Here is a 15,161-nt window from a genome sequence, read left to right as displayed (position 1 = left end):
GATGAGCGCTGACGTGAGCCTGTCCGCCCCCGACCTGGCCCCGCCGCGGCACCCGCGCCGCAAGCAGGCCCGCCGGAGCAACTTCGAGCTGGCCAGCTGGCTGTTCATGCGCCTGTCCGGCCTGGTGCTGGTGTTCCTGGTGCTCGGCCACCTGCTGATCATGCTGTTCCTGGACGGCGGCGTGCACAAGGTCAACTTCGCCTTCGTGGCCGGCCGCTGGGCCTCGCCGTTCTGGCAGTTCTGGGACCTGTCCATGCTGTGGCTGGCCATGCTGCACGGCGGCAATGGCATGCGCACGATCATCAACGACTACTCGCGCAAGGACAGCACCCGCTTCTGGCTGACCATGCTGCTGTACGTGTCCGTGATCCTGACAGTCGCGCTCGGCACGTTCGTGATCTTCACCTTCACCCCGAACTTCGGCTGAGCGAGGCTCCCACCATGCAGTTCCACAAGTACGACGTCGTCATCGTCGGCGCTGGTGGCGCCGGGATGCGGGCCGCGATCGAGTCCGGCCAGCGGGCCCGCACCGCGGTGCTGACCAAGCTCTACCCGACCCGGTCGCACACCGGCGCGGCCCAGGGCGGCATGTGCGCCGCGCTGGCCAACGTCGAGGAGGACAACTGGGAGTGGCACACCTTCGACACGGTCAAGGGTGGCGACTACCTGGTTGACCAGGACGCCGCGGAGATCATGGCCAAGGAGGCCATCGACGCGGTGCTCGACCTGGAGAAGATGGGCCTGCCGTTCAACCGCACGCCCGAGGGCCGGATCGACCAGCGCCGCTTCGGCGGGCACACCCGCAACCACGGCGAGGCCGCGGTGCGCAGGGCCTGCTACGCCGCGGACCGCACCGGCCACATGATCCTGCAGACGCTGTACCAGAACTGCGTGAAGCACGGGATCGAGTTCTTCAACGAGTTCTACGTGCTCGACATCTGCCTGACCGAGACCGAGAACGGCCCGGTCTGCTCCGGCGCGGTGGCGCTGGAACTGGCCACTGGCGAGATCCACGTCTTCCAGGCCAAGTCGGTGGTCTTCGCCTCCGGCGGGTTCGGCAAGGTCTTCAAGACCACCTCCAACGCGCACACCCTCACCGGCGACGGCATGGGCATCGTCTTCCGCAAGGGCCTGCCGCTGGAGGACATGGAGTTCTACCAGTTCCACCCGACCGGCCTGGCCGGCCTGGGCATCCTGCTCACCGAGGGCGCCCGCGGCGAGGGCGGCATCCTGCGCAACGCCTCCGGCGAGCGGTTCATGGAGCGCTACGCGCCCACCATCAAGGACCTCGCGCCGCGGGACATGGTCGCTCGCGCGATGGCCACCGAGGTGCGCGAGGGCCGGGGCGCCGGTCCGCACAAGGACTACGTCTACCTCGACCTGACCCACCTGGGCGCCGAGGTGCTGGACGCGAAGCTGCCGGACATCACCGAGTTCTCCCGCACCTACCTCGGCATCGACCCGGTGACCGAGCAGGTGCCGGTGTACCCGACCGCGCACTACGCGATGGGCGGCATCCCGACCAAGATCACCGGCGAGGTGCTGCGGGACAACGACAACGTGGTCCCCGGCCTCTACGCCGCCGGTGAGTGCGCCTGCGTGTCCGTGCACGGCGCGAACCGGCTGGGCACCAACTCGCTGCTGGACATCAACGTCTTCGGCCGCCGCGCCGGCATCGCCGCCGCGGAGTACGCCAAGACGGTCGAGCACACCGAGCTGCCGGCCAACCCGGCCACGCTGGTGGAGAGCATGGTCTCGACCATGCTGGAGTCCACCGGCGGCGAGCGGGTGGCCGACATCCGCGGCGAGCTGCAGACCACGATGGACCTCAACGCCTCGGTCTACCGCACCGAGGAGACGCTCAAGCAGGCGCTGCACGACGTGCAGGCGCTCAAGGAGCGGTACGCGCGGGTGGCGATCCAGGACAAGGGCAAGCGGTTCAACACCGACCTGCTGGAAGCGGTCGAGCTGGGCTTCCTGCTGGAGCTGGCCGAGGTGCTGGTGCAGGGCGCGCTCAACCGCAAGGAGTCCCGCGGCGGGCACGCCCGCGAGGACTACCAGCAGCGGGACGACGTGAACTTCCTGCGGCACACCATGGCCTACAAGCACGGTGACGGCCTGACCGCGGACATCCGCCTGGACTACAAGCCCGTCACCATCACCCGTTACCAGCCGATGGAGCGCAAGTACTGATGACCGCGACTGCTGAGGCCCCCGCGGCTGGTTCCCGCGGCGCCCTTCCCCCCGCCCCCGAGGGGTCCACGCTCGTCACCGTCCGGATCCGCCGGTTCACCCCGGAGACCGACGCGGAGCCGCGCTGGGAGTCCTTCTCGGTGCCCGCGTTGCCCACCGATCGAGTGCTCAACCTGATGCACTACATCAAGTGGTACGTGGACGGGTCGCTGACCTTCCGCCGCTCCTGCGCGCACGGCGTGTGCGGCTCGGACGCGATGCGGATCAACGGCGTGAACCGGCTGGCCTGCAAGGTCCTGGTCAAGGACCTGATGGCGAAGAAGGGCAAGCCGACCACGATCACCCTGGAGCCGATCAAGGGCCTGCCCGTCCACAAGGACCTCCTGGTGGACATGGAGCCCTTCTTCGAGGCCTTCCGCGCGGTCAAGCCGTACCTGATCAACTACGGCCAGGACCCGACCAAGGAGCGCATCCAGTCCGCGGCCGACCGCGAGCGCTTCGACGACACCACCAAGTGCATCCTGTGCGCCTGCTGCACCACCAGCTGCCCGGTGTACTGGGTGGAGGGCTCCTACTTCGGCCCGGCCGCGATCGTGAACGCGCACCGGTTCATCTTCGACAGCCGGGACGAGGCCGCCGAGGAGCGCCTGGACATCCTCAACGACGTCGACGGCGTCTGGCGCTGCCGCACCACGTTCAACTGCACCGACGCCTGCCCGCGCGGCATCCAGGTCACCAAGGCGATCCAGGAAGTGAAGCGCGCGCTCCTCTTCCGCCGCTGACCAACGGCCAACACCAGGTACTACAACGGCCAACACGGCGTACGACTTCGGCCAACACTCCGGGAAGCTTGAAACCCCCGCGAGTGTTGGCCGTTCTCGTACGCCGTGTTGGCCGTTCTCGTACGCCGTGTTGGCCGATCTGGGACGGTGTGTTGGCCGAACCAGCCGCTGACCTGTTGCGAAAGAGGCGTGGCGCGCCAGCGACACGCCGGGCTCTTGACCAGCGGTGGGGTTGATTTTTCGCGTCGCCTTGTCGTGTGCCCGACGCATCCGAAGCTTGCTTCGCGTGCGGCGGGTACACGACGAGGCGACTCAGGAGCGAAAAATCCCGCGCGCGGAGCGCGCCAATGTCACAGTCACCGCCAGAAGACCGCGACACCCACGTTCAGCACCGTCAGTGCCGCCAGCGTGGGCACCATCCAACTGGCGATCTTCTGCTTGCTCAGGTTCGCCGCGACCAGCGCGCCGATCACGATCAGCACCAGCAGCTTCACGCCGATCTTGATGTTGTCCACGTCCCGGCCGAGCGGGTACTGGATGCCGACCAGGGCGACGCCGGTGACCAGCTGCAGCAGCACGCCGTGCAGCCAGCCCTTGTTCAGCGGGCCGTCCTTGGCGGTCTTGAGCTGGAGCAGGATCATCCCGACCAGCATGGCCATGCCGAGCAGGTGCAGGAAAACCAGGACAAGCCGCACGAACTCCACGGCGGTCTCCTTCGTGGTGGGAAGAATTCAGCAGTTCTTCAGATCAGGATGCCGTAGTCTGCCTACGTATGGCACGGAACCCGCGCCAGCCCATGACACCGATCACAGTTCCGAGCACCAGGGACGTGACGACCAGCACCAGGTGCACGGTGAAGAAGCCGGTCGGTGAGCCGTCCTGCGCCCAGGAACGGGCGTCCCGGGAGATGTTCACCAGGAACGTCGGCCAGATCCACCAGGTCCAGACGGCGAAGGCCAACAGGAACAGCGAGGCACGGCGGGACAGCGTCACCACCGCAGTATCCGGTGGGCCGAATACCGTTCCCGGGCTGGGGTGGCTAGCCTGCCCTTGTGCCTTCTACCGCCCACCGCCCCGCAACGGCGCTGGTCGCCTCTGTCTGCGCGCTGCTGGCTGCCGCGGTGCTGAGCGCTCCGGTCGTGCTGGCCCAGCCGTCGAAGACCACGGGCAACACGCCGCCGACCTCGTCCAGCCAGGCTGCCTCCTGCCAGGACCGCAGTGTCCCACCGCCCGCGGTGGACATGTCCGAGCAGCCCAAACCCGGCAAGACCGCGCCCGGCCCGCTGCCGGTGCCCGCCAAGCCGGTCGGCGGTCCCCGCCTGTACGAGTGCGGTGTGATCCCGCCGAACGGCGTGGCCGCCCCGCCAGGGCTGAACCTCGTCAACGCCCAGTCCTGGGTGATCGCCGACCTGAACTCCGGCGCGGTCATCGCGGCCAAGGACCCGCACGCCCGGCACCGCCCGGCCTCCATCATCAAGGTGCTGACCGCGCTGGTCGCCCTGAAGGAGCTGGACCCCTCGACGGTGGTCACCGGCGAGAAGTCCGACACCGAGCAGGAGGGCAGCAAGGTCGGCATCGGGGTCGGCGGCAAGTACACCGTCAAGGACCTGATCACCGGCATGATGCTGGACTCCGGCAACGACGCCGCGCACGCGCTCTCCCGCAAGCTCGGCGGCGTTGACGAGACGGTGCGCAAGATGAACCAGCTGGCCCGCCAGCTGGGCGCGCTGGACACCCGCGCGGCCACCCCGTCCGGTCTGGACGGCCCCGGCATGTCCACCTCGGCCTACGACCAGGCGGTCATCTTCAAGGCCGCGCTGAAGAACCCCGAGTTCGCCAAGGCGGTCGCCACCAAGTCGATGAACTTCCCCGGCTACGCGGGCAAGCCGGCGTTCCGGGTGAACAACGACAACCAGCTGCTGACCGCCTACGCCGGCGCGATCGGCGGCAAGACCGGCTTCACCGACGACGCCAGGCACACCTTCATCGGCGCCGCGGAGAAGAGCGGCCGCCGCCTGGTCGCGGTGCTGATCAGGGCGGAGAAGGCGCCGAACCTGGCGCCCTTCCAGCAGGCGGCCAAGCTGCTGGAGTACGGCTTCAGCCTGAAGGCCTCGACCGAGCCGATCGGCCAGCTGGTGGAGCGGGCGCCCGCGGAGACCGCGCCCAGCGGCGACGGCGGCGCGGCCCAGGCCAAGCAGGACGGCAACAACGGCATCAACGTGCCGGAGAACCCCTCGGCCGCGCCGGTCACCCCGTTCGGCACGGTCGGCCTGCCGCTGACCATCGCGGCGGGCGTGTTCGTGCTCATCTTCGCCTTCCTGTACGTGCGGAAGAAGCGCGCGAAGGCCGCGGCGAGGGCCAGAGCCGCCGCCGCGGCGGTCTGAGCGGCCCGCTGGCCCGTCAACCTGACTGTGCCGCCCTCCCCTGGCCGGGAGGGCGGCACAGTGCTTTTCCGGGCTCTCCGCTCAGTCTCGGCGGGAGCGGAACAGGGCGCGCAGCAACAGTCCGGCAGCCGCGCCGATGCCCAGCAGGGTGGCGGTCTGCCGGGGCGCCGGTCCGCTGCGCACCTCCACCACCGGCCGGATCACCGCGGGCGGTGGCGGCTGGACCACCTCCGGCTGCCGGTTCTCCCGCGCGGTGGCGGTCCAGGCGGTGACGAAGAGCAGGAAGCGCGAGACCAGGTAGATGAAGACCAGCAGGCCCAGCAGCGAGCCGAAGGCCGCGCCTGCCGGTGAGGCGCTGATGCTGCGCAGGTAGATGCCGCCGACCTGCTTGAGCAGCTCGAAGCCGATGGCCGCGGCCAGCGCGCCCTTGATCGCGCTGCGCGCGGTGACCCGCTTGCGCGGCAGCCAGGCCAGCACCCACAGGAACACGCCCCAGTTGGCCGCCACGGACAGCAGCAGGCCGAGGCCGATGAACAGCACCTTGGGCAGGCCCTGGTTGTGCAGGCCGACCAGCTCCAGCAGGTCCTCGGCGAAGGCCTGCACCAGCGTGGTCAGGCCGAAGCTGAGCACCAGGGCCAGGCCGAGGCCGATCAGGGACAGGAAGTCGACCACGTAGGTGCGCACCAGCGGCAGCTCCTCGCGGGCCTGCCCCCACTGCGCGGTGATCGAGTCCCGCAGGTTGGTCATCCAGCCGATGCCGGAGTACAGCGCGATCGCCAAACCGGTGATGCCGACCGCGTAGCGCTGGTCGATGGCCTGCTGCACGGCCTTGGTCAGCGTCTGGCTGAGCGCTGGGTCCGGCACCGCCGCGGCCAGCTCGTTCTTGACCTGGTTGAGCAGCTCCAGGTTGCCGGAGAGCACCAGACCGGCCACCGCGAAGGCGACCATCAGCACCGGCACCAGCGAGAGCACGCTGAAGTAGGTGATCGCGGCCGCGTAGTGGTCGCCGTAGCTGTCCTGGTAGCGCCCGCCGGCCCGGACGAGGTGGTCCAGCCAGGGGAAGCGCTTGCGCTGCCTGGCGAACCAGGACGGCTGCTCGGTGGTGCTCACCCCGGAACGCTAACCGGGGCGAGCCTCCGTCGCTTGATCAACTCACCCTGGCGGCGGAGTCACCCGCCAAGAGGGAGGAACCCGACCTTCTTGTACACCTTGGCCAGCGTCCGGCTGGCCACGTGCCTGGCCCGCTCCGCGCCGCGCTGCATGATCTTGTCCAGCTCGGCCTTGTCGTCCAGGTAGGCCTTGACCTTGCTCTGGATCGGGGTCACCCAGTCCACCACGACCTCGCCGAGGTCGGACTTGAAGTCCCCGTAGCCCTTGCCCGCGTACTCCGCCTCCAGCTCGGCGACCGGCTTGCCGGTGAGCGAGGAGTAGATGGTGAGCAGGTTGGAGATGCCCGCCTTGTGCTCGGCGTCGAAGCGGATCTCCCGCTCGGTGTCGGTGACCGCGGAGCGGATCTTCTTCGCCGAGGCCTTCGGGTCGGCCAGCAGCTCGATCACACCCGCCGGGACCGACTTGCTCATCTTGGCCGCCGGGTCCTGCAGGTCGTAGATCTTGGCGGTGCCCTTGACGATGTGCGCCTCGGGCACGGTGAACGTGGGGCTGTACCGGGAGTTGAACCGGTTGGCCAGGTCGCGGGTCAGCTCCAGGTGCTGGCGCTGGTCCTCGCCCACCGGGACCCGGTTGGCCTGGTAGAGCAGGATGTCCGCGGCCTGCAGGATCGGGTAGGTGAACAGCCCGACGCTGACGTGCTCGGCGGCCTGGCGCGCGGACTTGTCCTTGAACTGGGTCATCCGCCCGGCCTCGCCGAAGCCGGTCAGGCACTGCATCACCCAGCCGAGCTGGGCGTGCTCGGGCACGTGGCTCTGCACGAACAGCGTGGCGCGCTCCGGGTCGATGCCGAGAGCGAGCAGCTGGGCCACCGAGACGCGGGTGCGCTGGCGCAGCTGTGCCGGGTTCTGCTCGACCGTGATCGCGTGCAGGTCGACCACGCAGTAGAAGGCGTCGTGGTCGTCCTGCAGGGCCACCCACTGCCGCAGCGCACCGAGGTAGTTGCCGAGGTGGAAGGAGTCGGCGGTGGGCTGGATTCCGGAGAGCACCCTGGGCCGGGGCTCGGTCACGGGGGTGGTCGCGTCGGTTGGCACGCCTGGATTCTCTCAGGTGCCGCGGCCGGCGTTCGCGCTACGGGTTGATTCGCTCGTTCGCCGGGTCGACCTTGGTCTGCCCGCGCAGGCCGCGCACCACGCCGGCGACCATGCCGCCGACGCCGAGGGCCACCGCGACGATCGGCACCAGGCCGGTGGTGCCGACGGTGGCGACGGCCGCCTGGGCGGTCTCGCCCGCGCTGGCGACCCCGGAGGCGAGAAGACCGGTTGCCGGGACGGCCACGAGCGTGGTGACCACGCGCTGACCGGCACGAGCGGTGCGGCTGCTCACGAGCGTTCCTCCCAAAGCACGGTTTAACCCGTTCGAGTGAGGGTACCTGTGGTTCTGCGGGGAAAAGCTACCGAACGTGTCAACCCGCGCATTTTTGCCGCCGGTTGCACCTTCGTACGTGAGGGAGAGTAGCGGGCCGGTGACAACGCGCTTTCACCCGGCTACTTGATCAACTCCTAGGCATACGTGGTAGTGCGCTGTCGCGCGGGCCGGTGCACCGCCGCCGCGATCGAGTGAAGCTGCTGCACAGTGCGTGCCGAACCGTGCTCTGACCCGGCCATACGGCTGATCGTCTCCTCCATCAGCGTGCCGCCGAGGTCGTTCGCGCCACCGGTGAGCACGTCCGCGGTGCCCTCGTCGCCGAGCTTGACCCAGGAGCACTGGATGTTGCGGATCCGGCCGTGCAGGGCCAGCCGGGCCATCGCGTGCACCGCCCGGTTGTCCCGCCGGGTCGGGCCGGGCCTGGCCACCCCGGCGAGGTAGATCGGCGCGTTGCGGTGCACGAAGGGCAGCGGCACGAACTCGGTGAAGCCGCCGGTCTCGTCCTGCAGCCTGGCCAGCGTGCGCAGGTGGCCCAGCCAGTGGCCGGGGTGATCGACGTGGCCGTACATCATCGTGGAGCTGGAGCGGATGCCCAGCCGGTGCGCGGTGCCGACCACCTCCAGCCAGGTGGCGGTGGGCAGCTTGCCCTTGGTCAGCACCCAGCGGACCTCGTCGTCCAGGATCTCCGCCGCGGTGCCCGGAATGGTGTCCAGCCCGGCGTCCCGCAGTTCGGTCAGCCACTCGGCGATGCTGACCCCGGCCTTGGTCGCGCCGCTGACGATCTCCATCGGGCTGAACGCGTGCACGTGCATGCCCGGCACCCGCGCCTTGATCGCCCGCACCAGGTCGGCGTAGCCGGTGACCGGGATCTCCGGGTCGATGCCACCCTGCATGCAGACCTCGGTGGCGCCCTCGTTCCAGGCTTCCTCGGCCCGGTCGGCGACCTGCTCCGGGGACAGCCGGTAGGCGTCGGCGTCCCGCTCCCGCTGGGCGAAGGCGCAGAACCGGCAGCCGACGTAGCAGACGTTGGAGAAGTTGATGTTGCGGTTGACCACGTAGGTGACGTCCGCGCCGACCACGTCCGCGCGCAGCTGGTCGGCCAGCTTGGTCATCGCTTCCAGCGCGGCACCGTCCGCGGTGAACAGGGCCAGCGCGGCGGCCGCGTTGCGCTCCTCCAGCAGCGCGGCCGGGTCGGACTCGGCCAGCCGCAACCCGGCCCGCACGTCCTCGTCCAGCCGCTCCGGCGAGGCCGCTCCCCCGGCCTGGGCGCGCAGCTCGTCCCAGTCGCCGTAGACGCTGTCGAAGTCGCTGCGGCGGTCCCCGGTGCGGCCCTCGGTGTCGATGCTGGTGTGCAGGTCGACCCGGCCGGTGCCGGCCAGCCCGCCGTCCGGCTCCTGCCACTCCCGGCCGACCACGGGCGCGGCCATGTCGGCCAGGCCGTCCGGCTGGGCCAGCGCGCTCAGGTGCGGCAGCACCCGGACGTCGAACCAGGGCTGGCCCTGGCGGACGAACTTCGGGTACGCGGTCAGCCGCTCCACCAGCGTGAACCCGGCTTCGGCCGTGGTCGCGGCGAGCGAGTCGATCTGCGGCCAGGGCTTCTCCGGGTTGACGTGGTCGGCGGTCAGCGGCGACACCCCGCCCCAGTCGTCGATCCCGGCGCGCAGCATCAGCAGGTGCTCGTTGCCGACCAGGTTCGGCGGCGCCTGCACGCTCACGCCCGAGGGCATCAGCAGCCGGGCGACCGCGACCGTGGCGGCCAGTTCGCGCAGGTCGGCGTCGGGCGCGTGCATCATCGCGGTGCCCGGCTTGGCCAGGAAGTTCTGCACGATGACTTCCTGGATGTGCCCGTACTGCCGGGCGATCTGGCGGATCGCGAGCAGCGACTCGGCGCGCTCGGTGAGGTTCTCGCCGATGCCGATCAGGATGCCGGTGGTGAACGGCACGCCGACCCGGCCGGCGTCGGTGATCGAGCGCAGCCGGACCGCGGGTTCCTTGTCCGGCGAGCCGTAGTGCGGGCCGCCCGGCTCGCTCCACAGCCGGGTCGCGGTGGTCTCCAGCATCATGCCCATGCTCGGCGCCACCGGCTTGAGCCGCTGCAGCTCCTCCCAGCTGAGCACGCCGGGGTTGAGGTGCGGCAGCAGCCCGGTCTCCTCCAGCACCGCGATCGCGCAGGCCCGCAGGTAGTCCACGGTGGAGGAGTAGCCCCGCTCGTCCAGCCACTCCTTGGCCTGCGGCCAGCGCTCCTCGGGCCGGTCCCCGAGGGTGAACAGCGCTTCCTTGCAGCCCATGGCCGCGCCCTGGCGGGCGATCTCCAGCACCTCGTCGCGTTCCAGGTAGGCGCCGGGCACGCGGTGCGGCACGGTGACGAAGGTGCAGTAGTGGCAGCGGTCCCGGCACAACCGGGTCAGCGGGATGAACACCTTGCGGCTGTAGGTGACCAGGCCCTCCCGGCCCTCGGCCCGCAGGTGCGCGTCCCGCACCGTGGCGGCCGCGGCCAGCAGCTGCTCGAACTCCTCATCCCGCGCGGCCAGCAACACGGCCGCCTCCGCCGCGTCCAGGCTGACACCGTCCCGCGCCCGCCGAAGCGCACGCCGGATCGCCGATGGGCTGGGTCGCTGATCATCCGCGGTCACTCCCGCAGCCTAGGCATCCGCGGTGAGCGGAGGGAACGACGCGCGGACCGCTCGGGTCGTACCGAACATCACCGAGAGTTCGGGAATAAGACACCCAGCGGCCCCGGGATCAGGCGGCGTACTCCACTGTGACCGGTGAGTGGTCCGACCAGCGCTCGGCGTAGGTCGCGGCCCGCTCCACCACCGCGGTCCGGGCCCGCTCGGCCAGTCCCGGCGTGGCCATGTGGTAGTCGATCCGCCAGCCCGAGTCGTTGTCATAGGCCTTGCCGCGGTAGGACCACCAGGTGTACGGCCCCGGCCCCTCCGGCCGCAGCCCGCGGTGCACGTCGACGTAGCCCCCCTCGTCCAGCACCCGCCCCAGCCACGCCCGCTCCTCGGGCAGGAACCCGGACTCCTTCTGGTTGCTCTTCCAGTTCTTGAGATCGATCTCCCGGTGCGCGATGTTCCAGTCCCCGCACACCAGCACCTCCCGCCCCTCGGCCGCCGCCTTCTCCCGGCGCTCGATGAGGTAGGGCAGGAAGGCGGCCATGAACCGCTCCTTCTCGTCCTGCCGCTCGGTCCCCACATCCCCACTGGGCAGGTAAAGACTGGCCACGGTCAACCCAGGAAGATCAACCTCGGCGTACCGCCCACTGCGATCGAACTCAGCCACCCCGAACCCGATCCGCACCGCACTGGGCTGCTCCCTGGTCAACAGCGACACCCCAGCCCGCCCCTTGAGCTCACTGTGCGCGTGCACCACATGCCACCCCGCGGGCTCACGCACCTCATCGCTCAACTGCCCCGGCTCAGCCCGCACCTCCTGCAGACACACCACCTGGGCCTTGGTGGCGGCAAGCCAGGGCAGAAAGCCCTTCTTGGCGGCGGCCCGCAGGCCGTTGACGTTCACGGTCGACACGGTCAGCACGGCCGCGAGGGTAACCACCACCCCCGACAACGCCGTCACGGCCGGTCTGAACGACCCGCGGGCCAGGGGGCGGGCAGTGTGCGCTACGCTGAGCGGGATGAGCCCGCTGACGCAGGTCAGGGGGTCACCACCGGTCCGGGTGGCGGAATGGCAGACGCGCTAGCTTGAGGTGCTAGTCCCCGAAAGGGGGTGGGGGTTCAAGTCCCCCCTCGGACACAAAAATGTCGCATGCCTGCACAAGGCAGGTGTTCATGCAATCCACGATACCGCTGTGACCAGCGGTTAGTCCACCTGCGGTGATGAACAAGCAGTTCGCAGCCAATCAGATGCTTGGCGGAACGCTCGTCGGTGCCGGTACTGCTCTCCCGATCACGAGCACAGCTGGGAACGTTCGCTTTCCGGTCTCGGCCTGGATGCCGTTGGCCTGCTCGTGTCGACAGCCCACCCCGGGATCGTTGGGATCTCCGGCGCGGCGATCCGCTCTCGGTCACCGGGATCGACGAAGACCGTGATCGGATCACCGACGCGCGGGATGGGACCGGCGCTGTTGAGGTTCAGCTGGCGCACCCAGTCGGGCGCCGTCGAGGACGGAGTGCACATCGATCGTCCCGGCGAACCGGGTGCCCGGACCAGCCGAAGCTTCCGCACTCTTCAGAAACTTCCGAACTTCCACTACGGTGACTTCCGGTGTGCCGGGAAGTCTGGTCGGCGTTGCCCTGACCCTTGTCCTGGAAGGACATCTCGCACACCATGACCGTTCTCAGCCGTGTGCTCGGCCTGCGTCCCGCCCATCCCTGCCGCATGGTCATCCAGCGGGCGGTGGAGGTGCCCATGGCCGACGGCGTGGTGCTGCTGGCCGACCGTTACCACCCGCGCGATCGTCCCGACGCGCCGCTGGTGCTCATCCGCAGCCCCTACGGCCGGGGCAGCGCCAACGACCTGGCCGCCGGTCTCATCGTCGAACGCGGGTACCAGGTGCTGCTGCAGAGCCTGCGTGGCACCGGCGGCTCCGGCGGGAACTTCGACGGGTTCACCATGCACCAGCCGGACGGTCCGTCCACTGTGGACTGGCTGCGCCGGCAGACCTGGTTTCCCGGGATGTTCGCCACCTGGGGCGCCAGCTACCTCGGCTACGCCCAGTGGGAGCTCGCGGCCACACCGGTCCCGGAGTGGAAGGCCGCGGTCATCCAGGACGCGCCATCGGAGTTCTACCACGGCTTCATGTATCCCGGTGGCGCCTTCGCCCTGGGCAACGCGCTGGCCTGGGTGCAGCTGACCGAGACCATGTTCGACTCCGGCGGCTCGCTGTGGCGTCAGCTCGCCGGACAGCTGACCGGCGGCCGCGTCCTGGCCCGTGCGGTGGACGCGCTGCCGGTGCGCGAGGCCGATCACGCGGTCGCCGGACGCCGGGTCCGGCACTTCCAGCAGTGGATCACCCACGAGACCTTCGACGAGTACTGGGCAGGCATGGACCACCGGGCCAACGTGGCGAACATGCCGCCGCTGGTGCACTTGTCCGGCGGCTGGCACGACTTCTTCCTGCCCGGCATGCTCGCCGACCACGCCGCCCTGCGGGCCACTGGCCGCCGGGTCCGGTTGCTCATCGGCCCCTGGGGACACGGCAAGGGCTCACTGACCCGGCACTACCTGCGCGAGGCACTGGCAACTCTGGACACCGCGTTCACCGGAGCCGACCACCTGCCGCCCGCCCCGGTCGCGCTGCACCTCGGCGGCGCGAACCGGTGGGTCACCCACGCCGACTGGCCGCCACCGCACCAGCCCACCACCTGGTACCTGCACCCGCACGGCGGTCTGCGCACCGAACCCGCGCCGGAGTCCGATCCCTCGACCTACCACTACGACCCGGCCGACCCCACGCCGAGCCTGGGCGGCACGATCGTCGGACTGCGCCCCGGCCCCAAGGACAACCGCCCGTTGGAGGCCCGCGCGGACGTGCTGACCTTCACCGGTCCCCCACTCACCGAGGACCTCACCGTGGCCGGTCCGGTCACCGCGACCCTGCACGTGCGCTCCAGCAACGCCTGCACCGACTTCTCGGTGCGGCTGTGCGACGTCCATCCCCGCGGCCGCTCGACCAACCTCTGCGACGGCCTGCTGCGCCTGCGCCCCGGCGATCCGGCAGCCGACGAGCACGGGGTGCGGACCGTCCACATCAGACTGTGGCCGGCCGGGCACGTCTTCCGGCGGGGCCACCGCATCCGGGTCCAGGTCGCCAGCGGCGCCCACCCCCGGCACATCCGCAACCCCGGCACCGGCGAACCACTGGCCGAGACGACCACGCTGCGCCCGGCCGAGCAGGAGATCCTGCACGATCCCGGCCACCCGTCCGCGGTGGTGCTGCCGGTGGCCGGCGGCCCTGACGCCCAGCGCTGAGCTTCACCCCGGGCCGGGCGCTACCTGTCGTTCTCATGCACGTCAGGAATGCCGTCGGCGTCGGAGTCGACCTCCTCGGCCGCGCAGATCCGGCGGTGCTCCCGGTTGCGCGCCATGAGGACCGCCGTAGCCAGCAGCGCGGCCAGGACCGACCCGGCGAGGATGGCCACCTTGGTGCTCTCCGCGTGTGCGGTGCCGTCGAAGGCCAGCTCGCCGATCAGCAGCGAGACGGTGAACCCGATCCCGCCCAGCAGAGCCAAGCCGATCACGTCGAGCCAGGACAGGTCGTCGTCGAGCTCGGCGCGGGTGAACCGGGAGACCAGGAAGGTCGCCAGGGTGATGCCGACGACCTTGCCCAGCACCAGCCCGCCCATGATGCCCAGGGCCACCCGGTCGGACAGCGAGGTGCGCAGGCCGTCCAGGCCGCCGAGGGTGACCCCGGCGGCGAAGAAGGCGAACACCGGCACCACCACCGCGGCCGAGATCGGCCGGAACCGGCGCTCGAAGTGCTCGGCCAGCCCAGGCCCCTCGCCGTAGCGGCGGATGACCGGCACGGTGAAGGCCAGCAGCACCCCGGCCACGGTGGCGTGCACCCCGGAGGCGTGCACCAGCGCCCAGGTCACCGCGGCCAGCGGCAGCAGCAACCACCACGAGCGCACCCGGCGCTGCACCAGGAAACCGAACAGGGCCAACGGGATCAGCGCCAGCAGCAGCGGGAGCACGGACAGCTGCTGGGTGTAGAAGACGGCGATGATCACGATCGCGATCAGGTCGTCCACCACCGCCAGGGTGAGCAGGAACGTACGCAGCGCCGAGGGCAGGTTGTGCCCGATCACCGCCAGCACGGCCAGGGCGAAGGCGATGTCGGTCGCGGTCGGGACCGCCCAGCCGCGCAAGGCCGAGGCGTCACCCAGATTGGTCACGGTGAAGATCAGGGCCGGGGTGAGCACGCCGCCGACCGCGGCCGCGACCGGGACCGCGGCCCGCCGGGGGTCACGCAGGTCCCCGGCGACGAACTCGCGTTTGAGCTCCAGCCCGGCCACGAAGAAGAAGATCGCCAGCAGGCCGTCGGCGGCCCAGGCGTGCAGGGGCAGGTCCAGGTGCAACGCGGCCGGCCCGAGCTCGATCTCGCGCAGGGCCGCATAGGACTCCGCCCACGGCGAGTTCGCCCAGACCAGGGCGAGTACCGCGCCGACGAGCAGCAGCGCCCCGCCCACGGTTTCCTTGCGGAGGATCTCCCGGACCCGTTCGACCTCTGGCCAGGACGCCCGGCTGAACACGCGGACATGGCGGCTGGTGCCGTCGGACATGGAACTCCCCGGCGTGGGTGTGG

At 70.2% G+C, this 15,161-nt stretch carries 13 protein-coding genes and 1 tRNA gene; 6 read left to right on the top strand and 8 right to left on the bottom strand.

The genetic code is table 11. The features are described 5' to 3' along the window. The first annotated feature begins 1 nt into the window (after position 1). The 3 genes from N8J89_RS04125 to N8J89_RS04115 are packed head-to-tail and all read left to right on the top strand — an operon-like array spanning position 2 to position 2,975. Entirely contained in the window at positions 2–427 is a 426-nt protein-coding gene (locus tag N8J89_RS04125) for a succinate dehydrogenase hydrophobic membrane anchor subunit (RefSeq protein WP_283663024.1), read from the top strand. Between the two features lie 14 nt (positions 428–441). Next, the gene (gene sdhA / locus N8J89_RS04120; protein ID WP_283663023.1) at positions 442–2,193 is read left to right on the top strand and encodes a succinate dehydrogenase flavoprotein subunit; all 1,752 of its coding nucleotides are present in this window, start codon (positions 442–444) and stop codon (positions 2,191–2,193) included. Next, positions 2,193–2,975 carry a succinate dehydrogenase iron-sulfur subunit gene (locus N8J89_RS04115; protein WP_252486233.1) on the top strand — a complete coding sequence of 261 codons (783 nt, stop codon included), beginning with the start codon at positions 2,193–2,195 and terminating at the stop codon, positions 2,973–2,975. Before sdhA ends, N8J89_RS04115 begins: the two co-directional genes overlap by 1 nt. A 356-nt stretch (positions 2,976–3,331) precedes the next feature. Here the strand turns inward: N8J89_RS04115 and N8J89_RS04110 are convergent, their stop codons facing one another. Both N8J89_RS04110 and N8J89_RS04105 read right to left on the bottom strand, forming a co-directional pair. Beyond that, complete coding sequence (locus N8J89_RS04110) at positions 3,332–3,679, bottom strand: hypothetical protein (protein WP_252486232.1); 348 nt, start codon at positions 3,677–3,679, stop codon at positions 3,332–3,334. A gap of 43 nt (positions 3,680–3,722) precedes the next feature. Further along, the gene (locus tag N8J89_RS04105; RefSeq protein ID WP_283663022.1) at positions 3,723–3,968 is read right to left on the bottom strand and encodes an SCO4848 family membrane protein; all 246 of its coding nucleotides are present in this window, start codon (positions 3,966–3,968) and stop codon (positions 3,723–3,725) included. 59 nt (positions 3,969–4,027) lie between these two features. On the opposite strand from N8J89_RS04105, the gene N8J89_RS04100 reads away from it, so the two are divergent. Next, entirely contained in the window at positions 4,028–5,359 is a 1,332-nt protein-coding gene (locus N8J89_RS04100; RefSeq protein WP_283663021.1) for a D-alanyl-D-alanine carboxypeptidase family protein, read from the top strand. 81 nt (positions 5,360–5,440) lie between these two features. On the opposite strand, the gene yhjD is transcribed toward N8J89_RS04100, so the two are convergent. From yhjD to N8J89_RS04075, 5 genes are all read right to left on the bottom strand, one after another. Next, the gene (gene yhjD / locus N8J89_RS04095; protein WP_283663020.1) at positions 5,441–6,469 is read right to left on the bottom strand and encodes an inner membrane protein YhjD; all 1,029 of its coding nucleotides are present in this window, start codon (positions 6,467–6,469) and stop codon (positions 5,441–5,443) included. Positions 6,470–6,528: 59 nt separating this feature from the next. After that, the gene (gene trpS / locus N8J89_RS04090) at positions 6,529–7,560 is read right to left on the bottom strand and encodes a tryptophan--tRNA ligase (protein WP_283663019.1); all 1,032 of its coding nucleotides are present in this window, start codon (positions 7,558–7,560) and stop codon (positions 6,529–6,531) included. A 37-nt stretch (positions 7,561–7,597) separates the two neighbouring features. Then, complete coding sequence (locus tag N8J89_RS04085) at positions 7,598–7,852, bottom strand: hypothetical protein (protein WP_252486227.1); 255 nt, start codon at positions 7,850–7,852, stop codon at positions 7,598–7,600. A gap of 176 nt (positions 7,853–8,028) precedes the next feature. After that, positions 8,029–10,527 (bottom strand): bifunctional FO biosynthesis protein CofGH, encoded by a 2,499-nt coding sequence (locus N8J89_RS04080; protein ID WP_283663018.1) that lies wholly within the window; start codon positions 10,525–10,527, stop codon positions 8,029–8,031. A 109-nt stretch (positions 10,528–10,636) separates the two neighbouring features. Beyond that, positions 10,637–11,434 carry an exodeoxyribonuclease III gene (locus N8J89_RS04075; protein WP_283663017.1) on the bottom strand — a complete coding sequence of 266 codons (798 nt, stop codon included), beginning with the start codon at positions 11,432–11,434 and terminating at the stop codon, positions 10,637–10,639. 133 nt (positions 11,435–11,567) lie between these two features. Between N8J89_RS04075 and N8J89_RS04070 the strand changes: the two genes are divergently transcribed. After that, positions 11,568–11,650 (top strand) — tRNA-Leu (locus N8J89_RS04070). A gap of 534 nt (positions 11,651–12,184) precedes the next feature. After that, the gene (locus N8J89_RS04065; RefSeq protein ID WP_283663016.1) at positions 12,185–13,828 is read left to right on the top strand and encodes a CocE/NonD family hydrolase; all 1,644 of its coding nucleotides are present in this window, start codon (positions 12,185–12,187) and stop codon (positions 13,826–13,828) included. A 20-nt stretch (positions 13,829–13,848) separates the two neighbouring features. Here N8J89_RS04065 and nhaA read toward each other — a convergent pair whose 3' ends face one another. After that, entirely contained in the window at positions 13,849–15,138 is a 1,290-nt protein-coding gene (gene nhaA, locus N8J89_RS04060) for a Na+/H+ antiporter NhaA (RefSeq protein WP_283663015.1), read from the bottom strand. Between the last annotated feature and the right edge of the window lie 23 nt (positions 15,139–15,161).

Source organism: Crossiella sp. CA-258035, from assembly GCF_030064675.1.
Lineage (GTDB): Bacteria > Actinomycetota > Actinomycetes > Mycobacteriales > Pseudonocardiaceae > Crossiella.
The sequence above is the reverse complement of the archived record's forward strand: the minus strand, read 5'-3'. Positions and strand labels throughout refer to the sequence as shown.

Excerpts from the sequence above, each read along its gene's own strand:
- nhaA (WP_283663015.1), bottom strand. The coding sequence starts at position 15,138 with ATGTCCGACGGCACCAGCCGCCATGTCCGCGTGTTCAGCCGGGCGTCC.
- N8J89_RS04125 (WP_283663024.1), top strand. The coding sequence starts at position 2 with ATGAGCGCTGACGTGAGCCTGTCCGCCCCCGACCTGGCCCCGCCGCGG.
- sdhA (WP_283663023.1), top strand. The coding sequence starts at position 442 with ATGCAGTTCCACAAGTACGACGTCGTCATCGTCGGCGCTGGTGGCGCC.
- N8J89_RS04115 (WP_252486233.1), top strand. The coding sequence starts at position 2,193 with ATGACCGCGACTGCTGAGGCCCCCGCGGCTGGTTCCCGCGGCGCCCTT.
- N8J89_RS04065 (WP_283663016.1), top strand. The coding sequence starts at position 12,185 with ATGACCGTTCTCAGCCGTGTGCTCGGCCTGCGTCCCGCCCATCCCTGC.